Raw genomic sequence first — 22,990 nt, forward strand, 5'->3', positions numbered from 1 at the left:
CTCCTTTATTGATTTTGGTAAAAAATATTATATAACAGATGGAGAAAGACCTATAAAATCTAATAAATCTGACAGTGATACTGACTCTATGTCTGAAGATACATCATCAATAACATTGTTTATCATGCTTCGTTTTTCTTCAAGCTTTTGCATTATCTTTTCTTCTACTGTATTTTGAGTTATGAATGTGTAAATATTGACTTTGTTTTTTTGACCTATTCTATGAACTCTGTCTTCTGCCTGCCACATTTTGGCCGGATTCCAATGTAAATCAAAAAATATTACATAGCTACTTGATGTTAGTGTCAATCCTTCTCCTGCTGCATTAATTGTTCCTACAAAAACTAAACATTTTTCATCTTCTACAAACTTTTTAACGGCTAAATTTTTCTCATCCGGTTTTAAAGAACCATGATAACTTACTATCTGCTGGGGTTGTAATATTGTTTTTATATTTTTAATTATTTTATCAACACCTTCATTCACAAAGTTTGTAAAAATAACAACTTTTTCTTTTTGGTCAGCTAATTCTTTTACTATTTCTTTCAACCTTTCTACCTTTGGACTGTGGATTGATTCTGGCGGGAAATTACAAATCTGTCTAAGTTTTTGGAGTGAAAAGATTAAATTTTGCTTCATCATATAATTAAAGTTTTTTTCATACTTAATTCTTTCATAGAGATTTAAAAGCCTACTTCTTTCATAGTTTAAATAGTTTTCGTAGTACTGTTTTTGTATTGGACTTAACTCAAATTTTTCTATTTCTGGCGGTAGCTTTTCCGGAAGCTGTGAAAGAACATCTTTTTTCAATCTTCTTAGCATAATAGATTTTAAAATCTCTTTTAGCTCTTCAATTGTAAGATTATCAAACTTTTGATTTGGTATAAGAAATTCCAGCAAAGATACAAGTTCTTTTATGTTGTTTTGAAGTGGAGTTCCTGATAATGCCCATCTATAATGGGCATTCTTAGAAATACTTTTAACGGCTTTTGCTTTGAATGTATCCTTATTTTTTATGTTATGAGCTTCATCTAAGACTATTAAATCAAGATTTTTTGAAAAATCTTTTAATAACACTGATTTTTCTTTATAATCGTTTTTTAAAGTATCATAGCTAATTATATAAACATGGGCTCTTATCTGCCAAAGAATATTTCTCATATCTTTTGTATCGTTGATAGTTAAAAACTGAAGTTCTGGAGCCCAATTTTTAAGATGAGACTGCCATACATTTATAAGGTTTGAAGGAACAACTACCATAGCTTTTTTTATTAAGCCCTTTATAAAAAGAATCCTGATAGCCGTGGTTGTCATTACTGTTTTTCCCGTTCCCATTTGGTCTGCAAGGAGTGCTGATTTGTTAGACAGTAAAAATTTTATCCCTTGTATCTGGTAATTAAAAAGCGGGGAGGGAAAATGTAATTCTGAATATAAATCGACATCTATCTCCGGCATAAGTATAGGTTTTATATAATCAAACAATGATAAAGTTTTATATTTAGTACTGTTTGAAACATTCTTTTTATTTTCAGACTGTCTTGGCAGATTATAAATAAAACTTCCTTTTTTTAAGTCATAAATTTTGCCAGAATCTTTTATAGATGGAATATCTTTAAAAAGATTATCACTTATTGAAACTCTTTTATCAAAATTATCTATATTAAAAACAGAAGGAGTTCTTATCTCAAAATCTACTTTCTTAATCATTTAATCCTTCTGATTCAATATATTCAATAGCTTTTATTATTCTTGAGAATGGTTCTAATATATCAATGTTTTTATATATATCATTTAAAACTCTGCCAATTTGATTTGCTATATTCTCATCTTCGGGAAAAAACTTTAGATTTAAAGCCGGAAACTTACCAGTTAAATTTTGAATTTTAATAGCATACTTTTCTTTTGGTCTAAACTCATCATGCTTTTCAAAAAGGAAAACAGGTTTTTTTAGATCTTTCCTAATAGATAGAAGATTCTTATCTAAAATAAAAATTGCAGTAAAATCTGATTCTAAACTATTTAATAATTCAAGCAAAACCTTATCTATTATTACACCTTCTTTGAAAGTTTCTCCATAAAGAATTTTTTGTAAATCATTAACTTCAACCTTGGAAGTTATCCTAAACTCAACCGGCTTTGTCCTTTCATCAACAATTAATCCACCAGCCCTTATATAATTATCTTCATTTTTTAAATTTAGATAGCAAAAATTCAATTTTTCTCCTACCATGAGTTTAAAGTATAACAAAATTATACCAATTAAAAAAGTAATAATTTACATTTTTTAAAAAAGCTTATGAAATAAGGTAAGGCCTGAGAAGTAAGATGTTGGACTTTTGTTAAACAAAGAACAAATGTTCTACCCTATATCACTTACTTACCTATCTTAACAAGTTAAGTTAATTTAGTAATTTTAGAAGTTGAAAGAAAAAGAGTCTTCTGATAATGCCATTTAAGACATATGAAAGTATAAATCCTAATATTCCTAAATTCTGAATCCTTGATCGAAATAAAAGTTTTTATTTTTAATTTTAAAAATCGTTATTTAATTAAATCAAACGATATTGAATAAAAGCTAAAATTGACTTTATTAATATAAAAAAACTTGACAAAAGGTTACTAAAGTATTATTATATTAATATATCAAAAATATTGGAGGTATTAAAATGGGAAAAGTAATAGGAATAGACCTTGGAACAACTAACTCTGTTGTTTCTGTAGTTATTGGTGGCGAACCAGTTGTTATTGCAAACCAAGAAGGATTTAGAACAACTCCATCTATTGTATCTTGGACAAAAGAAGGGGAGATTTTAGTAGGAGAGCCTGCAAAAAGAAGAGCGGTATTAGACCCCGAAAACACAATTTATGAATCTAAAAGATTTATTGGAAGAAAGTATGATGAAGTATTAAATGAGATAAAAAACGTTCCTTATAAGGTAGTTGCGGATGATAAAGGTGATGCTGCATTTAACGTTCCTAACGCCGGTAGAATTGTAAGACCGGAAGAAGTAGGAGCACAGGTTCTTAAAAAATTAAAAGAGGCGGCTGAGGCATATCTTGGAGAAAAAGTGACAGAAGCTGTAATCACAGTACCTGCCTACTTTAACGAAAGACAAAGACAGGCAACAAAAGACGCGGGCAAAATTGCCGGATTGGAAGTTAAAAGAATCATCAACGAGCCAACAGCAGCGGCACTTGCGTATGGTCTTGATAAAAAATCAGATATTAAAATTCTTGTTTATGACTTTGGTGGTGGTACATTTGACGTTTCTATCCTTGAAGGCGGAGATGGTGTTATTGAAGTAAAAGCATCAGATGGTGATACTCACCTTGGTGGTTCTGACATTGATGCAAGAATCATAAATTGGCTAGTAGACGAGTTTAAAAAAGAGCATGGTATTGATTTAAGAAATGATAAAACAGCATTCCAAAGATTAAAAGAAGCAGCTGAGCAAGCTAAGAAAGAGTTATCTTTCAAAATGGAAACAGAAATCAACTTACCATTTATTACAATAGACCCAAACAACAACCAACCTTTACACCTACAAAAGAAACTAACAAGAGCAAGACTTGAAGAAATGATAAAGGACCTTGTTGATAGAACTATGGAAATTGTAAAAAGAACTCTTGAAGCGGCAAAATTAACTCCATCAGATATAGATGAAGTTGTATTAGTTGGTGGTTCAACAAGAATACCATTGGTACAACAAAAAATTAGAGAATTCTTTGGAAAAGAACCAAACAAATCAGTTAACCCTGATGAAGTTGTTGCTGTAGGTGCATCAATCCAAGGTGCAGTATTAACCGGAGAAGTTAAAGATGTATTATTAATTGACGTAACACCACTATCTCTTGGTATAGAAACACTTGGTGGTGTAATGACAGTTTTAATACCAAGAAACACCCCTATACCAACTAAAAAATGTGAAATGTTTACAACAGCAGTTGACAACCAAACAACTGTTGAAATTGCAGTATACCAAGGTGAAAGAAGCATCGCCAGAGAAAATAAATTGCTTGGTAGCTTTAGATTAACTGATATTCCTCCAGCACCAAGAGGAGTTCCTCAAATAGAAGTGTGCTTTGATATAGACGCAGATGGTATACTACATGTTACAGCTACAGATAAGGCAACAGGTAGAGCACAATCTATAACAGTTACACCATCAAGCGGATTAACTAAGGAAGATATCGAAAAACTAATCGAAGAAGCTAAAAAACATGAAGAGGAAGACAAGAAGTTTAAAGAAACAATTGAATTAAGAAACCAACTTGATGCTTTAGTATACAGCTTTGAAAAGGCATTCAATGAAAACAAAGCTAAATTTACACCAGAAGAGATTTCAGAAGCAGAGAATACAATATCTGAAGCTAAAAAAGCTATTGAATCTAACGATAGAACACAAATTCAAACTGCATTAGATAAATTACAAAATGTTGCTAACAGATTGGCACAAAAACTTTACGGACAAGGTGGTAGTGAATCTGGCGGAGATGTAATAAATCCAGAAGTTCATTAATAACTAATAGAGAAAAAACTTTTAAAAATATGACCGAGGTGGGTTGAAAAATATCTGCCTCGGTTTTATTATTTATATAGCATTTTAGAAATAGGGGGTTTTAAAGAATGGCAAATCAGCTGAAAACAGTTTTACTTTTAGGAGTTTTAACAGGTTTATTTCTTGCTATTGGTCATTTAGTGGCTGGGAAGCAAGGTATGATAATTGCGTTTGTAGTAGCTTTATTTATGAACTTTTTCAGCTATTTCTTTTCTGATAAAGTTGCTTTGGCTATGTATGGAGCAAGAGAGATTATGTATGAAGAAGCACCTTGGCTTCACGAAATGGTAGAAGATTTAGCAAAGAGAGCCGGCATTCCAAAACCAAAAATCTATTTAGCACCTATAGCTGTTCCAAATGCTTTTGCAACAGGAAGAGACCCTAACCATGCAGCTGTAGCTGTAACCTCCGGTATTTTACAAATTTTAGACAAGGATGAACTAAGAGGTGTTTTAGCTCACGAACTTGGACATGTTAAAAATAGAGATATACTTATTTCTTCAATAGCTGCAACTATTGGTGGAGCAATCTCTATGCTTGCCAATATGGCTTATTACACTGCATTCCTTGGCGGAAATGATAGAGAAAATAACAATCCAATTGCATCAATAATAGGTTCTATAATCTTATTTATAGTTGCTCCTTTAGCAGCAACTTTAATACAAATGGCAATATCTCGCTCAAGAGAATTTGTAGCAGATGAAGCAGGAGCAAAAATCTCTGGATGTCCTTTATGCTTAGCTAATGCTTTAAGAAGGTTGGAAGAAATAGCACATAATCCACAGATACAAGAGATAGCATCACAAGAAATCAATCCAGGAACTGCTCATATGATGATTGTCAATCCACTTAGTGGTGATTTTATAATGAAATTATTTTCAACACATCCACCAACGGAAGAGAGAATCAGAAGATTAGAAGAACTTGCAAGAAAAATGCAGCCAGGATATGGATTTTAATATGGATTTAAATATCTAAATAATTCCTAACTCGGGGGATAAGCCCCGATTCAATTTTTAATCCAAAATATCATGATAATTTCTTAATTCATTGCTTGGTTAATTATTACAAGGAAGGTTATACTTAGTCTGATGAAAACCTTTAAAACAAGCCAAGTCTATGTTAGGAAGCCGACGGAAGGAATTTTGGTTGGCAAGTTTTGAAGTAGCCCTTGTTTTCCTTATTTCTCTGTGAAATCATCAACAATTTCAGAAACGTAAAATAGGATGACAAGAAAGTCAGTCCGACGAGGCGTTCCTGAGTAAAACAGAAATTTTACAACAGTTTTATTCAAATGCATATACATAAAATACCTTGAGTGAGAAATTGGTGGATTCAAGATCCTTCGGACTTACGTTCTTAGAATGATAAAGCCATCCAAATCTGCCATTCTGCAGCCGGCGAAGAATCTCATGTTTTTTCTTTTCAAGTCAAAAAATCAAAAAAGAGATCCTTCGGGCTAAAGCCCTTAGGATGACAAAGAAAGTGAAAATACGTTAGCAATTGCCTTATTTGTCACTCTGCAGCCGTGCGAAGAATCTTATATTTTATTGAACTTTTCGCCCGATATATAATTAAAAATTCAAAACTATCGATTTATCACCCGCATTTACAAAGCTTAAAAAAGTTGCAGCTCCAGCTGGTTTTTCTACACCTTCTATTAAATCATCGACCGTATAGCCAAAAAGAGTCATTGCTGTCTGGCATGGATATAATTTTATCTCTAAATCTTTTGCTTGCTGGATTAGTTGCTCTAAAGATGGGACTTTATGTTTTTCCATCATTCCTTTCATCATAGATGTTGCAAAATCCATCATGCCCGGCATTATTGTTAGTATCTGTGGCACAGGAACAGGCATAGGCATTGCTGGATTTCCTACCGGAGAAACTTTTAAATTTTTATGTTTTTCTTTATGAATTGCATTTAATCCATAAAAGCTAAAAAACATTCCTACTTCTAAACCCATAGCCGCAGCTGTAGTCCCAATTATAAAAGCAGGCATTACTTTATCTAAGGTTCCACTTAAAACGATAATTCCAACTCTTGTAGCCATTTTTTACTCCATATATAAAAATATATTTTCTATATTTATTGTATAGCTCTTAATATATCATTAAAAATGACGTATATCATTAAACTACCAAGAAGCGCAAAGCCTATGTATGCTAAATATTCTTTTGCCTTTTCTGGAAGTGGTCTTCTGATAATACTTTCTATTAAAAGAATAAATATTAATCCGCCATCAAGAACTGGAATAGGAAGTAGGTTTAAATATCCAAGCTGTAAAGACATAAAAGCCATTGCAAATAAGAATGTTGCAATTCCAGTTTCTAATGCTTCTCCCGAGAATTTAGCAATAGAGATAGGACCACCAAGGGTTTTAAATGATACTTCACCTGTAAATAAACCCGCTACTACCTTATATATTGATGCTGTTAACTCTTTTGTTTTATCAAATGCTTTTACTATTGCTTGGTCTATAGGATACTGAATGGTCTTTACTTCAAATTTTGGAGATATTCCTACTGTATATTTTTTAAGTTCTTGATTGTATTCTGGTGTTATTGTTAAAGAAATAACTTTTCCATCCCTTTTAACAAGAAGGTTAATGTCTCTTTTTTCGTTCAGGTTGGACATAAAATCTACAAATTCAAACCATGTCCTTATTGGCTTTCCATTTACAGCAATAATAATATCGCCTTCTTTTAAACCTGCTTCTTCTGCCGGTGTATTTGGTAAAACTTTACCAACCTTTGGCTCTATTATTGGAGAAATGCCGAAAGAATCTTTTGTCATATCTTCTGGAAGCGTAGCGGATACTTTATAGACATTACCATTTCTTAAAAACTCTATATCTATATTTTTACCAGATTTCATTGCTAATTTAATTGTTAAATCTTTCCAATTTTTAACTTCTTCGCCATTTACTTTTAAAATCTTGTCAAACGGCTGTAGTCCTATTTTTTCAGCAATAGAGTTTTTCTCAACATATCCTATTTCCGGTGGCTGTGTTAAATACGCTGGTTCTTTTATACCTATTGCGTAAACAGCTATAAATAAAACTATTGCAAGGATTATGTTAAAAAGTGGTCCGGCAAATGCTATTAACATTTTTTGCCATCTTGCTTTTGAATGAAAAGACCTTGGGTCGTTGTAGGCTTCTTTATTAACTTCACCTTGTACTGGTTCTGTCATTGAATCTTCGCCATACATTTTTACGTATCCACCAAGGGGAATAAGTGCTATTTGGTACTCTGTTTCTTTTCCTTTCCATCTAAATATTGGTGGTCCAAAGCCTATGGAGAATGTTTCTACTTTTACGCCAAACATTCTCGCAAAAAGAAAATGTCCAAATTCATGTATCGTAATCAATACTCCAAGCATTATTAAAAAAGCTAAAATTGTCAAAACTTTTTACCTCCTATCTAAAAAATTATTAAATATTTTAATCCAAATTGCAGTGGTAAAATATGTTTAAATACACTCTATTAGAAAGTCAAGGATTTGATAGCCATTATTTGGCTACCGGATAATATCATTCCAAGTTATTTAATCTGATTTACCTGTAAGAATGCTTTAAAATTTTAACTAAATCTAAAAATTAATTAACCTTTTTATCGTAATTCTGTAGACGAGTGAAGACTTTCCTACTTTTACTCTCACATATTCATTGTATGGGCAATTCATGAATTGCCTCTACTTACTTTCTCACCTTCTTTAAAAGAGGAAGTCCTTTAGACTTACGTCCTCAGGATGAAAAAGAAAGCAACATTATATTTACATACACATTAAAACATCCTCTTTTGACCTATTCACTTTTTACCTTAAACCCTCATGTGCCTTATCTATTATGTTTTTAATGTACTCATCAGGCAATGTTTTACAATCTTCTGATTTTCTTTCTATCAATGCTAAGAATTCTATGTTACCTTCCGGTCCTTTTATTGGAGAAAAGTCTAAATCTTTTATACAGTAGCAGGACTGTTTTAAACTTTCAATTACAGACTTTATGGCTTTAAAATGCAGTTCTTTATCTCTAACAACGCCGTCTTTTACTTCCTTTTTTGATAATTCAAACTGTGGCTTGATTAAAATTATTCCTTTAAAATCTTCCTTTAACAAATTACATATGTTTGGAAGTATTTTTGTAATGGATATAAAAGATACATCGCAAACCAATATATCAATCTTTTCCGGAATTTCATTTTCAGTTAAATACCTTGCGTTAAACTCTTCTATTGAAATAACTCTACTGTCAGCTCTTAATTTTTCATGAAGTTGATTTTTTCCAACGTCAACGGCATAAACTTTTTTAGCTCCATTTTGAAGTAAACAGTCGGTAAATCCACCAGTTGAAGAGCCTATATCAAGACAAATCTTATCTTTTACATCAAGATTAAAAATTTTTAAACCTTTTTCTAACTTAAATCCACCTCTTGAAACATAAGGCATTTTTTCTTTGATGTAGATGTTTGCATCTGTTGGAACTTTTGTGCCCGGTTTGTCTATTTTCTGATTGTTCACAAAAACAACGCCAGACATAATAAGAGCTTGTGCTTTCTCTCTGCTTTCAACTAAACCTTTATCTACCAATAACTTATCTATTCTTTCTTTCTGAACTTTCAATTTTTATGCGTAGATAGAGATGCTACCGTTTTGATTTTCTGGAGGTTTTTTAGCTTGATTTACATTTTGTGTTTGCTGTATTATCTGATAATTTAACTGCTTCATCATCTCAAGAACTTGTTTAAAAAGCTCAACTTGAAATTGGTCTACTGGGTCTACCTGCATTGTTAAAACCTCACTCTTTATAAACTTTTCTTCTAAAGATATCTTTTGGAGAAACTACTTTTTCTATAAAAACTTTTCCTTCTAAATGATCTATTTCATGCTGAATAACAACAGCTTCGAAGCCTTCTGTATCAAATGTTATTAAATTTCCGTTTATATCCTGAGCTTCTACTTTAATATAGTAAAATCTTTTTACATTTCCAGTATAGTCCGGAACTGACATACAACCTTCTCTGAAAATTATTTCACCTTCCGCATGAACAATCTTTGGATTAGATAAAACCATCAAACCATGGGAAACTTTATTTGTTTTATGTGTAGATTTTGATGTGTCTACGATTATTGTTCTTATAGGATTGTTCACCTGTGGTGCGGCTATTCCAACACCGCCTGGTGAATTATACATTGTATAAGTTAATTTTTCTATAAATTCTTTAAACTCTTTTCCAAAATCTACGACTTCGATAGATTTTCTTTTTAATCTTTCATCCGGATATTTAAGAATCTCGAGTTTTTCCACTTTATAACTCTGCCGTTTCTACGTTTTCTATTTCTATGTCAACATCTAACTCTTGTTTTAGCTTTTCTATCTCTCTATTAAACTCTAAAATATTCACTTCTTCCGGAAATTCTGATTCTATAAACATAATATAAAGACTATTTACCTTTTCTGTTCTTAAATCTGAGATATTTATTCCTTTGTCTGCAAGTAGTTTTGATACTTTATAAACTATGCCTGGCTTATCAGAGCCGTAAACTGCTATATTGAAAATTGGTAATTTTTTTCTTGGTTTGTTTATAACATCCTCAGATACTTCTTTTATGATGATAGTTAAGCCTTCTTTTTCAAGCTGGCTGAATTCTTGTTTAAGATGTTCTAAGCTTTTATCTCCTTTCACAATCAGCATTATTGTAAACTCATTGTTTAATCTTGTCATTGATGAATCTTCAATGTTAAAACCGTTTTTAAATAGGATTTCAGTAACTTTTGCAACTATTCCTGGCCTATCTTCTCCAATTGCTACAATAATAAAATGATTCATAATTATTCCTCTTCTTCTGTAATTGCCTCTAAATAAGCTCTATAATCATCCGCTGTCATTAAATCTTCTATTTCTGTTAGGTCTTTCATTTGAATATCACATATCCAACCATCACCGTACGGGTCTGAGTTAATAAAAGATGGCTCATTTACTAAATCTTCGTTTATGGAGATTATCCTTCCTGTTAACGGTGAGTATATTTCAGATACTGCTTTTATAGATTCTACCGTCGCAATAACTTCTCCGGATTCAACCTCTCTTCCTACTTCCGGCAGCTCAATAAAAACAACGTCGCCAAGCTGACTTTGTGCATAGTCTGTAATGCCAATAGTTGCAACATCATTCTCTATCTTTACCCATATATGTTCTTTTGTGTAATACAATTCATCTAATATCTTATACTCTCTCAAAGTTTTCCTCCTTTATTTTTTTCTAATTAGATTATATCAGAAATTAATTTAGAAAAGCTTACCAATAGCAACATCATAGGAAGCATAAGCAAATATTTCTGTTAATGATGGATGGAAGTAAATAAAGTCATGAACTTGTTTAGCCGTGTATTTTTCTTTGATAAAGGTTGATATTGTATGAATTAACTCTGATGCACCACTGCCGACAACATCCGCTCCAACAATTATTTCAGAGTCTTTTTCAAAATACAATCTTACGTAGCCCTCTGGCTCAAGTTCGTCTACCGCCTTTTCGTTAAATCTGTATGTATAATATCCTGAAATAAGCTCAACTCCTTTTTCTTTTGCAAGCTCTTCGTTTAAGCCAATATGTCCTATCTCGTAAGCTGAGAAAATAGCCCAAGGAACTAAATCGTAGTTTGGAGATTCTTTTTCTTGTGATGTTATGTTATGTAAAGCTATTTTTGCTTCGTATCCGGCAACATGAGCAAGCATTGGAGAATTTATAACATCTCCTATAGCGTAAATATTTTCATAGTTTGTCTGTAAATATTCATTTACTTTGATAAATCTTTTACTGTCTTTTTCTATGCCTATGGTGTCTATATCTAAAGTGTTTGGCTTTCTTCCAACTGTCAGAAGAATCTTTTCAACGTTTACAACTTCACCGTTAGAAAGTTTAACGTCAATAGAATTATCTTTTATCTGATAGCTTTCAACCGTTGCCTGGAAGTAAGTTTTAATTCCAAGGGATTTGAATTTTCTCAATAAATACTTTGAAATCTCCTGAGAAATTATGTTTGATGGTAATAATCTATCTTGAAGCTCTGTTAAATAAACATCACAGCCGTATATTTTTGCAATGTATCCAATCTCACACCCAGCTACGCCACCACCAACAATAAGCATACTTTTTGGAAGTATATTTAATCTTTCCATGTAATCTTCCGTAGTGATTATATAATTGCCATCTGGCACTAAATTTCCAACAGATGCAGGAACAGAACCAGTAGCAATAATAATATTCTTTCCTTCTATTATTTCAAAGGTTGAATCCTCTTTTACAATCTGTACTTTGTTTTTGTCTACAATTTTACCAACACCTTTATAAACAGGAACTTTTTTTGATTTTAAAAGCTGTGCTAAAGAGTTTCTTAAAAAGCTGATGGATGAATTTTTGCTTTCAAAGGCTTTTGAATAGTTAAGACTAAAATCTTTTATATCTATTCCATACTCTTTCAATTTTGACAACTTTTCTATCTGATAAGCTCCGCTTCTTAAATATTTTGTAGGAATGCAGGCTCTATTAAGACAGTTTCCGCCAAGTTTGTCTTTTTCAACGACGGCAATGTTTAAATTTTTTCTCAGTGCTGTAAGAATAGCCTCATAACCCCCCGGTCCGGTTCCGATGATTATCAAATCGTACATGGTCAAAACCTCAAATATAAGTTGTTTTTATAATTATAACTTAAATACGTCGGGCGAGAAATTCAAAAGATTAGGCTGCTCCAAAAAAGTTTTTGATAAAGATATAATCTTGCCTGTAATTCTGAGTGAAGCGAAGAATTTCTTTTTTCTCAATTTTTAGAAGAGGAGATACTTCGGAATAAAGTCCTCAGGATGTTCTATGTTAAATGTCAAGTACAAAAATTTTCATCAAATGATTAGTTTACCATATCCTCTTTTCCAGCATTCAACTTATTCTCTTTTTCCTATTTTATAAACTTTATATCCCAAGCTCCTGTTTAAAGGCTTCGTTTACATCGCAGTATTTTCTTGTAGCTCTAAATTCATTAATTTTATTGAAGGAAAATCTATCATCAGTATCGTCATATTGAAGCTCATAAATAGTGAATTTAACAGTATCTTTATCGGCATACGTTTTTTCTCCTGATAAGTAGCGTTCAGCTTTAATTAAGTAGACTTTTTTACTGTTTTTTATTTTAACTAATCTAAAATCTCTTAATATACAATCAGCTCCTTCATGAGTAAATAATTGATATTCTTCTTTGTCAGGCAGTTGACCGATTGAAATTATATCCAATCTCTTGATATTTGATTTCTCTTGACTATCTATCTTCCTTGATAAATAAAAGGAAATTACAGAAAACGTATGAGCAGAGATATTGTTTCTATAACCTTTTACAATAATATCTTTTTCTCCGTCCCCATCTAAATCAAGATAATTTAGTCCATTAGAAATAACGGTTGACCAAGTTATACTTTGCTTTAAAGTTTCTATCTTTTCTTTCTCCTCACTAAACCCATGCTTTGGCAAGATAAACAATATAAAAACTAATAAAATCCGGAAAATTTTGAGTCTTCTCATATGCACTCCTCCTTTTTGAAAAATTTTAATTAAAATTAAATATTAGAGCAATCATTTTTGACTTTAATACAGATACGTCTTTTATTTGCTATGATATTTTGTAAATAATTCTTTTTCCCTGCTCGGAAAATAGTAGTATAGATAATCATAATTTTTTTATTTTCTGCATAAATCAAAACTTAAATTACTTACACCTCTTTTTTCAGTATTCTATGTGTTTTTCATCTATTTCTATTGAATTTTCTAGCACTCCTATATTATATTTTTTCCCATTCATATCATAGACTTCAAAATATTCACACTCTGGACAATTTCCTCCACGATAATAGTCGAACATTACAAACCATTTACCAGTAGGACTTTTGTAACAAGTTATATGTGTTATAACGTAAGGCAATATTCTTTCCCCTTTTATTAACTTCCTTGTTTTTGGATCTATATTTAATAGAAGAAATCTTTCACTTTTAATTTTAGGCGAGGTAGAATTTATTTTCTTTTTCCCTATAATGATATATTGATTATCAGCTACACAAAAAGGCGGTAAAGCTTCACGATAAATACAGTGTGTAATTACCTTAACATCAACCCCTCCACAACTAAAATCTGTTTGAACTGTATAGTTTTGCTTAATATCCTCACTCCAACTTTGCCCCTGCAAAACAATTAATATAAAAATTGGTATTACCCAAGACTTTCTAAACCATCTCATATTAAGTTTTACCCCCAATATAAACACTTTTTTATCTATGAGATATTATACTTTAAGTCTTCTCACCTAATCAAAGTGTAAATCACAAAGCTAACAATCCAAGCAGATGTAAAGTTTATCAAAATAGATATAAACATCCATCTATAACTGTTTAGTTCTTGTTTTATTGCAAAAACTGTTGCAAGACATGGAGTGTATAAAAGCAAGAAAGCTAAAAAAGAGTAAGCTTGAGCAGGTGTAAAACTTTCTTTCAATACAGAGCCAAGACCTTTAAACTCATCCTCTTCTTTTTCTGTTTTTACAAGCCCAAAAGTAGAAGCCAAATCTTTAAAAAGACTTACATTAGCATCTATAAAGCCGCTAAAAATCTCATTTAACCCTTCTTGAAAGGATAAACTTTTCTTTTCTTCCTTCAGCTCTTCTCCAACATAAATATTACTCATTGTTGATAGTACTACTTCCTTAGCTACAAAACCAGAAAATAATGAAGCTGTCGCTTGCCAAGTTCCAAATCCAATAGGCTCAAAAATTACCGATACTTTTTGAGAAACCTGAGCAAGTAAAGACTCATCTTTTTTAGCTCCAAAAGGAATGTTTGTTAAAAACCAAACTATGATTGAGGTTGCAAAAATAAACGTTCCAGCTTCAACAATAAAAGATTTTACACGTACCCAAGCATTGTTTAGAATGTATTTAAGCGTTGGCATTCTGTAAGGTGGTAGCTCTAAAATGAAAACTTCAGACTTTGTTTTAAAATAAAACTTATTAAGCAGTGTCGCTACAATTACAGCAACTAAAATCCCAATCAGATAAAGAGAGAATATAACTAAACCTTTTTGATTTTCAAAGAAAACGCTTACAAAAAATGCAAAAACTGTTAATCTTGCTCCACAAGACATAAAAGGAATCATTAAAGCTGTAAGGATTTTTTCTTTTTGGCTTTCAATCGTCCTTGTTGCATAAACAGCAGGAACGTTACAACCAAAACCAAGAAGCAGTGGAATAAAAGATTTTCCGCTCAATCCAAAGCTACTCATAAACCTATCCATCAAAAACGCTGCACGGGATATATACCCACTTCCTTCTAAAAAAGAAATGACTATATACAGCACAAAAAGCACCGGAACAAAAGTAATAACAAATCCAACTCCACCTATTACAGCATCTGCCACAAAAGATTTAATAAACTCCGACGCATTTAAAGACTCTAAAATCTGTAAAGCCCAGATACCAATCACTTCCAAAACTTTGTTTAGAAAATCAACGTAAGGAGAAGAAAATTTAAAGGTAATCTCAAAAGAAAGCCAAACCAAAAATAAAAATATTGGAATGCCAAAGTATTTATGTAAAAAGATTTTATCTAAAAATAATGAACCTTCTACTGTATTAACCGGCTCTTTTTTTACAGTTTGCTCGTAGATGCCTAACACTATCCCGTATCTTTCTTCAATAATCAAAGTCTTAACGTCTTTTCCATAGATGCTTTTAATTTTTTCTCTTAATTTTTCTAACTCTTGCGCAAGTGCATCGGAAAGATTATCTTTTAGACTTCCTTCTAAAAGAGATACTGCTAAATAGCGTTTAGGATACAAGTTCAAAAGAACAGGTTGATAAATCTCTACAAGTTTTAAAACTTCTTTTAAATACTTCTCAAATTCTACTTCAAAATGCTCACATTGGACAAACTTTTTATTTTCATATACTTGTATGATTTTATCTAAAATCTCATCAATTCCAAGCCTTTTTTTAGCTGATGCAGGAATTACAGGACTGCATAAAAGATTTTCAAGCTTTTTAAAGTCAACAGATATTCCTTTTTCTACCGCCTCATCCCATATATTTAATACTACTAAGATCGGAATCTCAAACTCTAATAACTGAGTTGTTAGATATAAATTTCTTTTTAGATTTGTAGAGTCTAAGATATTTAAAATCACATCCGGTTTTTCATTTAATAGATAATCAACCGTTATTTTTTCTTCTGCTGTTTGATTTCTTAGGCTGTAAATACCCGGTAAGTCAACAAATCTGATGATATAATCTTTATAAGTAATAGTTGCTTCTTTTTTTTCTATCGTAACGCCCGGCCAGTTGCCAACTTTTAAATCAGTTCCGGCAATTTCATTAAGTAGAGCGGTTTTTCCAACGTTTGGGTTTCCTATTAAAGCAACTTTTATTTCTTTTAACATTTTTCTTCCACCAAGATTTTATAAGCTTCTGTTCTTCGTAGTGCAAGACAATAATCATGAAGTTTTATTTTTATAGGTCCACCAAAAGGTGCTACTTGTATAAGTTCTAATTCCGTTCCGGGTAGTATGCCAAGTTCAAAAAGTTTTAGCTTCAAAGCCTCATCCATATCCACATCTTTCACAACAGCCTTACAACCTTCCTTTATATCTAATAGTCTTTTCATCTTCTTCCTTTAAATTAAGATTTAATCTCAATAATATTTATTATATGCTAAATCAAAAGAATCTGTATGTCAAACCGCCATAGAAAGAATAATCATTTTCTCCAGTAAAGTTTTTACCTATTCCAATACCTATCTCTATTTTACCCTTAGAATATCCTACACCAATCAATCCACCTTTTTCTGTTTGGCTACTGTAATTAGAAAGATAAAAGCTTGTTATTACACTGAAATTATCGTTAATGTTATACTCCCCGGAAACAGACTGAAAAATTTCATTTTGTCCAACTATTCTATTTTTATGAACCATGAAAGATGAGTTTGCATAAAAAGTAAATTTATCAACTTCTAACTGAGAAATCAAAGTAATTCCATAGCTTAAATGACGTTCGCTAAAATCGCTATCTCTCTTTACAGGTATTCCAAGAAATGGCTTTATAGCAAACTTTAAATTTTCTCTCTCAAAAAATCTATACTTTACTTCAACAAAAGGGTCTGATATATCTGAGTAAGTGTTTTCATAATTTTTTAAGTATCCAAAAGGAATGTTTAAAGCTATGTCTGTTTTATCGTTATATCCATACGTAAAGTTAAAAATATAACTGCCTTCTCTATCTTCTGTGTTTTTTGTGTAAAAAAAGTAATTTTCATTTTGAGAATTTCCTGTTCCAAGCGTTTCTGTATCATCCCATATAAGAGCCTTTTTACCAGCAAATGCAAAGCTTGGGATAATCAATAATGATAGTGAATAAATTAAATACTTCTTCATTTACGAAAACCTCCTCTTTGTATAGTTTCTGAAGTTTGCATATTTTGTAAAGTCGTCAGTATCTTATAATAAGATTCAAAGATCTCAATTTTTCTTTCTTTGGAGTCTAAGGAAGCAATAACTTTTGAATAAACTTTTGCCAACTCTTCTACTCTTTCAATCAATTCTTTTGAATGCATTGCCAAACCTCCAAAAATTATTAGAAATTGAGATTTATTCTCAATTAAAATTTTAAAAGAGAAAATGATTTTAATCACAAATATTTTATGATTTAAAGGTGAATTAGTCATATTGAAATTCAATCTCAAATTTTAAAATAATTTACGAAAAAATTTTAGGAGGTAATCATTATGAGGAAAACATTATTATCTATGGCTTTATTATCTTCTGTAGCGTTAGCTCATGCTTCGGAAGATAAAATTAAAATACTTGAAGACCAGATAAAACTTCTTCAAGAAGAAGTACAAAAACTAAAACAAGAACAAGCTTCCGTTAAAGAAGTAAAAGAGGAGAATGAATCTATAAAAGAAGAGCTTAGAAAGTTAAAAATAGAGATAGCTATGCCAGAGCTTGAAGTTAAATCTTACTATGGAATGGGTCCCGCTGCATCTAAGGCGATGTTTAATCAGAAAGGTGTATCTATTGGTGGATACGGAGAAATCCACTTTGTTCATAACCCGGATAAAAAACCAAAAAACACCATAGATGCCAAAAGACTAATCCTCTACTTTGGTTATGCCTTCAATGAAAAGCTAAAATTCAACTCAGAGATTGAATGGGAGCATGCATTCGTAGAAGGAAAAGAGGAAAGCGGAGAGACTGCAGTAGAGTTTGCTTTTATAGATTACAACTTTAGTCAAAAGTTAGGATTAAGAGGAGGATTACTTCTTATACCTGTAGGTATTGTTAATGAATATCATGAACCACCTACTTTCCCAAGCGTTGATAGGCCATATCTTGAAAGAAACATAATTCCTTCCACATGGCGTGAACTTGGTTTTGGTGCATATGGAAAACTGGGAAATTTAGAGTATAAAGCCTACATAACAAATGGACTAAAACCTAACGAGGAAGCAGGTGAGAAAGTGGAAAAAGGGGAAATTCTAAAAGGATTTAGACAAAATGGTTTTAAGGCGGCTTCTGACCAGATAGCTTTTACTGGTAGGCTTGACTATAATTTGCCGATTAATTTAAAAGTAGGTATTAGTGGTTTCTTTGGAGGCGTACAGGATGATGAGGGGAATAAATTAGGTAGTATTAATCTTTTATTTCCCCACCTTTGGTGGCAGTACAGGGGATGGGATCTTAGATTGGTAGGAGCATACGGAACTACTTCTGGAGCAGATAAGATATCCCAGGGGATAAGCACAAACCCTGTATGTCAACTTGGCGATACCACCCAGTGTACCACATTTCCTAAAAAGTTTTACGGATTTTATACACAGGTAGCATACGATGTGTTAAAGTTTTTCAAAGTATCTGACCAGCAACTAAATTTATTTGGCATCTATGAAAACTACGATACCCATGCCAGCGTCCCAGAGGGCTTTGAAAAACCAGAAGGACATAAAGTGGAAGTATATAATATAGGACTCTCATACAAGCCGCATCCTTTAGTAGCATTAAAAGCTGATTATGTTCGCTTTTCACCGCATGATGCAAAAAAACAAAATCTTTATAGATTTGCTATCGGATGGATGTTTTAGGAGGGTGAATATGAGAAGACTTGTGCTATTATCCGTGATATTCCTTTATTCATGTGGTGGAGGGGGGAGGAGTAAAAGAAAAAAAAGGAGAAAGCTTTGTTAACCCTGAGCCTAACATACCCCTTGAATGCTATACTGACACAGGCATCGTGAGATACGGAAAGGCGATAGCAAACCCTTGTTACGTATGCCACACGCAAGCCAACACCCCTTATGCCAACGAAAAATCAGATATGAATCTAACCCTTAACTACTCTTTTCCTGAGAAGATACTAAAGATAGGAAATCCTTGGCTCAACGCAATAAGACCAGACTTGACCTTGGTAGGTGTAGATGCTCCTTCTGACGCAGAGGTGCAAAGTTATATAAGGCAAGATAACTGGAGTTTTGCTTACAGGAATAGAGGTAGCGGAGACCTTAAATACTTTCCTGACGTGCCACCACTGTACTCATACACAGGTGGAGGGTATAACTTGGCAAATATTGATATGGAGGGTTTTGTATTAGACCCTGAAACTGGAAAATACACTGGTTGGAGGGTTTTTAAGTGGAAACCCTTCCCAGGTTTTTTCCCTACAAACGGTAGAATCGACTCAACCTTAATAAGACTTGACAGACCCTTCAGAGAAAGTAGAGGAATATTCAACAAGGAGGTTTACAAGAAAAACTTAGCCATAGCGGAGTGTGCAGTAAAAGGAGTAAAGCCCGGTGAAGTTTGCAGAGGCACAGAAGTAGGAGACTTTACAATGCCAGAACACTATGAAGGGGATGCAAGTGGTGTACCGGTGATAACATACCAGTATCCACCGGGCACTGAATTTGCCCATCCTCTCTATTACTTGGACCCCTCAAACACAATATCTTACAAATCTCTCCGTATAAAGGAAATGCGGTATATGAAAAAGTTGGCTTATATAGGTGTCCAAAAAGGTGGTGAAGAGGAAGAGGAAGAGAAAAGTTTTTTTTGGGACAAAGGGCTTGTGTTTAATGATAGTAAGAACTGGATAATGGCAGGGTTTATAGAAGATAAGGATGGAAGGTTGAGACCTCAAAGTGCTCAGGAGATGAAGTTTTGTGTAGCATGTCATGGGGGCATAGGGGGAACTGTTGATGCCACCTTTACATATTGGCGAAAAGTTCCCGGTGCAGATGGTTGGATGGAACAAGATTATAATTTAACCATTAAAAACATAAAAGATTGGAACTATGAAAGTTTTGAAGGAAATCTTGGTACCGAACTTGCTAAAATTGAAGCTTTAATAAAAGGTGAATACCAGCTGTATTTCTCCATGACTAACGGGGGAGATCACTTTAGAAGCAACGAAGAGATACGCTCAAGGATAAGTAAAGATGTTAACAAGATATCGTTTATACTTTCGCCGCAGGACAACATTATCACAAACCCAAGCCTTATAAACTATCTGGATAATGAAGACTACATAAAACCTGAACTTTTTCTTCCTTCGCCTGAACGCGCATACAGTATAGATAAACAGTACATAAGAATAGTAAAAGCTCAAGGGTTCATCTTTGGAAGAGATGTTTTTGATAGACCTTTTGGTATATCTTCAGGAGGTAATTCCCTTGAAAAACTCTCTAACTTAGATAGTACAGGCGTAAAAGAGTCCGGATTATGGGCTATTATAAAAACCCTACTTCATTTAAAGTAATATACGAGTTAAATTTTATAACTTCTTCATCTCAGACCTCCTATTATTTAGCCGGTAGTTTATGCTGCCGGTTTTTTATATGATATGATAAAATTCATTGGGACTAAATCCCGGTTTTGAGACTATATTTATAAAATTCTCAATTGTGGAGGTGTTTATGTTTAAATATGCTATATACACTCTAATCCTTATATTTACTTTTTCTTATGCTAATGAATCTAAAAAGCCAGAAGATGTTTTAAAAAGGATTTATCTAGGCTCTAATGTTGAAATAAAAAATTTAGTTCTAAATTCTCAACAGTTAGAATCAATTCAAAAACTTTCAGGAGTTAAATTTGATTCTAAGTTAGTCTCTATATATATTGTAAAGAAAGGACAAAATATAGTAGCTTATGGCTATGTAGATACACATGTAGTAAGAACAAAGCCGGAGGTTGTTTTATACACAATAACTCCTGATTTTAAAATTGATGTTATAGAAGTATTACATTTTGGAGAACCCTTGGAATATCTTCCAGAGAAAAACTGGTTTGAAAATTTTAAGGGAAAAGGTTTAGATAATGATGGTCTTAAATTAAGGGCTAATATTCCTAATGTTTCCGGTGCAACTTTAACTTCAAGGGCAATCACGGACAGAGCAAGGCTTGCGGTTGCAATCATAAAAACCTTGTTTGGTGAAAAAAAATGAGATTTTTGATTACAAACGATATTAAGCTTAAAAAAAACATTTTTTATATAGTGCTATTCTTTAATATATTTTCTTTCCTGTTTATTATAGCTTCCATCTTCCAGTACAACATTACGTATGGATTTAGCTATGAAAGTTTGTATAAATACTTTTTTACAGACCCAGAATTTCCAGAAAAGGTCTCTGTAAAACAAGTAGTTGAAAATGTACATATCAATCTATTTTTAAATATGTTTCTCTTTATAATAGTATCCTCAATTTTTAATGTATTTAACTTTACTCTAAGATTAAAAATGTTTCTTATCATTGCTTTCTTTATAAGCAGTGTTTTGTATTCTTTTTCTGATCTGATAGTGTATTATTTTGACAGCTTCTTGTATATTAAACCATTATCATTTTTAACATTTATTGCTTTAGCATTTATAATGCTTATCCTCTCAACCTTTTACTTATTAAAAAAAAACATAAAACCATCCATAAAAGCAATTAAATTTATAATTATATTTTTTAGCTTTTTTACTTTAGTATTTATTGTTTTTAACTTTTTTATCTTTTACATCAAATTCGGACTTACATCAGAAAGCATAAAAGACTACTACTTAGGAAATCCAGAAAGATATACAAAGCCAAAAACCTCAGAAGGACTGTTTAAAATCTTTTATCCCCACTTGCTGAGTATGGCGTTGTATTCTTTTACTGTTGCCCATTTATTACTTTTTACAGAATTAAAGAAAGTTATTAGTCTAACAATAGGTTTAATCTTATTTGTATCAAGCTTTTTAGATAATCTTTCTGGTCTGTTTATAAGATTTTTTAATGAATCCTTTGTTTATTTAAAAATGATCTTTTTTATAATCTTCGAGCTATTTTCTCTTTTTGCCATAATTTATATTATCTTGGATATAATTATATCATTTAAAACGGAAAAAACTTAATTTCTTCAAAGAAATCTAAGAAATTTTTATTAAACTCTATATTGCCATTTTCAAACATTAATAAATATCCAAACTTTGCATTTTTTAAGAATTTTTCTCTTTTGTTTTTATCCATTGCAAAGATTGCAGTTGATAAAGCATCAGTAAATGTGCATTCGTTATACACTACGCTAACTTGTAATAAGTCTGTTTTTTGTCCAATTATATGTTTTTGAAAATAGTTTCCTGACGTAGATACACATATATCTTTTTTTGCAATCCCTTCTGTTAATATTTTTTTTGTAATAGGATTGAAAATTCCTATATTTCTCTCATGACCCCATGATTTTAAATCTCCGGCAATTGCTATAAAACCTTTATCCTTTTTAATAAATTCGTATGCTTTTTGTATAGCATAACCCTTTCCAATCCCACCCAAGTCTATAGCCATTCCTTTCTTTTTCAAGAAGACAGTCATATTTTTCTCGTCTAATACAATATCTTTATAATTTACAAGTTTTTTTGCTTGTTTAAGGTCTATTTCCTTGTCTCTTTTATATCTAATTGTTATAGCACCAACGGTTATATCAAAAGCTCCATCTGTAAGCTCTGATATCTCTACTGATTTTTTAATTACCTCAAAAGTTTCCGGACTAACTTTAACGGGTTTTATTCCTGCAAATTTATTTATTGCAGAAATTTCAGAGTCTTTTATATAATCAGACAATTTGTCTTCTAAATTTTTTAAAAATCTGTAAACTTCATATTCTAATTCTCCATCTATCTCTACTATTGCATAAGTACCCATAAGGTTAAAAACTTTTTCTTCACAATAAACTTTTGAACTTAGGAATAATGTTAAAATTACAATTAAATAAACCATGTTTACACCTACTTATAAACTTAGTTTTAAGTATGTAATAAGATATCATTTGTTAGAAGTTAGAAATTTAAAAAACTTAAAGAGGGAATTCTCGGACTAATGTCCTTA

Annotated in this window: 23 protein-coding genes; 6 read left to right on the forward strand and 17 right to left on the reverse strand. The window is 31.9% G+C overall.

Translation table 11 applies throughout. The features are described 5' to 3' along the window. Window positions 1-27: 27 nt before the first annotated feature. Window positions 28-1,707, reverse strand: coding sequence for a DEAD/DEAH box helicase (locus SYO3AOP1_RS04590; protein WP_012459589.1), 1,680 nt, complete (start codon window positions 1,705-1,707; stop codon window positions 28-30). Then, window positions 1,700-2,230 carry a hypothetical protein gene (locus SYO3AOP1_RS04595; RefSeq protein ID WP_198001826.1) on the reverse strand — a complete coding sequence of 177 codons (531 nt, stop codon included), beginning with the start codon at window positions 2,228-2,230 and terminating at the stop codon, window positions 1,700-1,702. The genes SYO3AOP1_RS04590 and SYO3AOP1_RS04595 overlap by 8 nt, the downstream gene beginning before the upstream one ends. A 436-nt stretch (window positions 2,231-2,666) precedes the next feature. Here SYO3AOP1_RS04595 and dnaK point away from each other — a divergent pair, with 436 nt between their 5' ends. Then, entirely contained in the window at window positions 2,667-4,520 is a 1,854-nt protein-coding gene (gene dnaK / locus SYO3AOP1_RS04600; RefSeq protein WP_012459591.1) for a molecular chaperone DnaK, read from the forward strand. 107 nt (window positions 4,521-4,627) lie between these two features. After that, on the forward strand, window positions 4,628-5,518 hold the full coding sequence (gene htpX, locus SYO3AOP1_RS04605) for a zinc metalloprotease HtpX (RefSeq protein ID WP_012459592.1): 891 nt from the start codon (window positions 4,628-4,630) through the stop codon (window positions 5,516-5,518). A gap of 615 nt (window positions 5,519-6,133) precedes the next feature. Here the strand turns inward: htpX and SYO3AOP1_RS04610 are convergent. From SYO3AOP1_RS04610 to SYO3AOP1_RS04670, 14 genes are all read right to left on the reverse strand, one after another. Beyond that, window positions 6,134-6,613 carry a DsrE/DsrF/DrsH-like family protein gene (locus tag SYO3AOP1_RS04610; protein WP_012459593.1) on the reverse strand — a complete coding sequence of 160 codons (480 nt, stop codon included), beginning with the start codon at window positions 6,611-6,613 and terminating at the stop codon, window positions 6,134-6,136. 35 nt (window positions 6,614-6,648) lie between these two features. Further along, window positions 6,649-7,968, reverse strand: coding sequence for an RIP metalloprotease RseP (gene rseP, locus SYO3AOP1_RS04615; protein WP_012459594.1), 1,320 nt, complete (start codon window positions 7,966-7,968; stop codon window positions 6,649-6,651). 411 nt (window positions 7,969-8,379) lie between these two features. Next, window positions 8,380-9,186, reverse strand: a complete 807-nt coding sequence (locus SYO3AOP1_RS04620) for a TlyA family RNA methyltransferase (RefSeq protein ID WP_012459595.1) — start codon at window positions 9,184-9,186, stop codon at window positions 8,380-8,382. Between the two features lie 3 nt (window positions 9,187-9,189). Further along, window positions 9,190-9,351, reverse strand: a complete 162-nt coding sequence (locus SYO3AOP1_RS09415) for a hypothetical protein (protein ID WP_012459596.1) — start codon at window positions 9,349-9,351, stop codon at window positions 9,190-9,192. A 10-nt stretch (window positions 9,352-9,361) separates the two neighbouring features. Further along, a complete protein-coding gene (gene def, locus SYO3AOP1_RS04625; protein ID WP_012459597.1) occupies window positions 9,362-9,871 on the reverse strand; it encodes a peptide deformylase in 510 nt (169 codons plus the stop codon). A 1-nt stretch (window position 9,872) separates the two neighbouring features. Next, entirely contained in the window at window positions 9,873-10,394 is a 522-nt protein-coding gene (locus tag SYO3AOP1_RS04630) for an ACT domain-containing protein (RefSeq protein ID WP_012459598.1), read from the reverse strand. A 2-nt stretch (window positions 10,395-10,396) separates the two neighbouring features. Continuing rightward, a complete protein-coding gene (gene gcvH / locus SYO3AOP1_RS04635; RefSeq protein WP_012459599.1) occupies window positions 10,397-10,804 on the reverse strand; it encodes a glycine cleavage system protein GcvH in 408 nt (135 codons plus the stop codon). 48 nt (window positions 10,805-10,852) lie between these two features. Further along, on the reverse strand, window positions 10,853-12,232 hold the full coding sequence (locus SYO3AOP1_RS04640) for an NAD(P)/FAD-dependent oxidoreductase (protein ID WP_012459600.1): 1,380 nt from the start codon (window positions 12,230-12,232) through the stop codon (window positions 10,853-10,855). A 298-nt stretch (window positions 12,233-12,530) separates the two neighbouring features. Continuing rightward, complete coding sequence (locus tag SYO3AOP1_RS04645; protein WP_012459601.1) at window positions 12,531-13,133, reverse strand: hypothetical protein; 603 nt, start codon at window positions 13,131-13,133, stop codon at window positions 12,531-12,533. 202 nt (window positions 13,134-13,335) lie between these two features. Continuing rightward, complete coding sequence (locus SYO3AOP1_RS04650; protein ID WP_156769248.1) at window positions 13,336-13,860, reverse strand: hypothetical protein; 525 nt, start codon at window positions 13,858-13,860, stop codon at window positions 13,336-13,338. A gap of 44 nt (window positions 13,861-13,904) precedes the next feature. Beyond that, the gene (gene feoB, locus SYO3AOP1_RS04655) at window positions 13,905-16,031 is read right to left on the reverse strand and encodes a ferrous iron transport protein B (protein WP_012459603.1); all 2,127 of its coding nucleotides are present in this window, start codon (window positions 16,029-16,031) and stop codon (window positions 13,905-13,907) included. Next, window positions 16,025-16,255 carry a FeoA family protein gene (locus tag SYO3AOP1_RS04660; protein ID WP_007545341.1) on the reverse strand — a complete coding sequence of 77 codons (231 nt, stop codon included), beginning with the start codon at window positions 16,253-16,255 and terminating at the stop codon, window positions 16,025-16,027. The genes feoB and SYO3AOP1_RS04660 overlap by 7 nt, the downstream gene beginning before the upstream one ends. Before the next feature lie 52 nt (window positions 16,256-16,307). Then, window positions 16,308-17,021, reverse strand: coding sequence for a hypothetical protein (locus SYO3AOP1_RS04665; protein ID WP_012459604.1), 714 nt, complete (start codon window positions 17,019-17,021; stop codon window positions 16,308-16,310). Further along, a complete protein-coding gene (locus tag SYO3AOP1_RS04670; RefSeq protein ID WP_012459605.1) occupies window positions 17,018-17,200 on the reverse strand; it encodes a hypothetical protein in 183 nt (60 codons plus the stop codon). Before SYO3AOP1_RS04670 ends, SYO3AOP1_RS04665 begins: the two co-directional genes overlap by 4 nt. A 171-nt stretch (window positions 17,201-17,371) precedes the next feature. On the opposite strand from SYO3AOP1_RS04670, the gene SYO3AOP1_RS04675 reads away from it, so the two are divergent. The 4 genes from SYO3AOP1_RS04675 to SYO3AOP1_RS04690 all read left to right on the forward strand — a co-directional run bounded on the left by SYO3AOP1_RS04675 (window position 17,372) and on the right by SYO3AOP1_RS04690 (window position 22,020). Continuing rightward, window positions 17,372-18,727, forward strand: coding sequence for a cell division protein ZapB (locus SYO3AOP1_RS04675; RefSeq protein ID WP_012459606.1), 1,356 nt, complete (start codon window positions 17,372-17,374; stop codon window positions 18,725-18,727). A 149-nt stretch (window positions 18,728-18,876) separates the two neighbouring features. Then, a complete protein-coding gene (locus SYO3AOP1_RS04680; protein ID WP_281340494.1) occupies window positions 18,877-20,397 on the forward strand; it encodes a hypothetical protein in 1,521 nt (506 codons plus the stop codon). Between the two features lie 157 nt (window positions 20,398-20,554). Further along, window positions 20,555-21,085 (forward strand): FMN-binding protein, encoded by a 531-nt coding sequence (locus SYO3AOP1_RS04685; protein WP_012459608.1) that lies wholly within the window; start codon window positions 20,555-20,557, stop codon window positions 21,083-21,085. Then, window positions 21,082-22,020 (forward strand): hypothetical protein, encoded by a 939-nt coding sequence (locus SYO3AOP1_RS04690; protein ID WP_012459609.1) that lies wholly within the window; start codon window positions 21,082-21,084, stop codon window positions 22,018-22,020. The genes SYO3AOP1_RS04685 and SYO3AOP1_RS04690 overlap by 4 nt, the downstream gene beginning before the upstream one ends. Here SYO3AOP1_RS04690 and SYO3AOP1_RS04695 read toward each other — a convergent pair. Next, window positions 22,001-22,882 (reverse strand): FAD:protein FMN transferase, encoded by an 882-nt coding sequence (locus SYO3AOP1_RS04695; RefSeq protein ID WP_012459610.1) that lies wholly within the window; start codon window positions 22,880-22,882, stop codon window positions 22,001-22,003. The two genes, SYO3AOP1_RS04690 and SYO3AOP1_RS04695, sit on opposite strands and share 20 nt — an antisense overlap. Window positions 22,883-22,990: the final 108 nt, after the last annotated feature.

The sequence above is a fragment of the Sulfurihydrogenibium sp. YO3AOP1 genome, assembly GCF_000020325.1.
GTDB lineage: Bacteria > Aquificota > Aquificia > Aquificales > Hydrogenothermaceae > Sulfurihydrogenibium.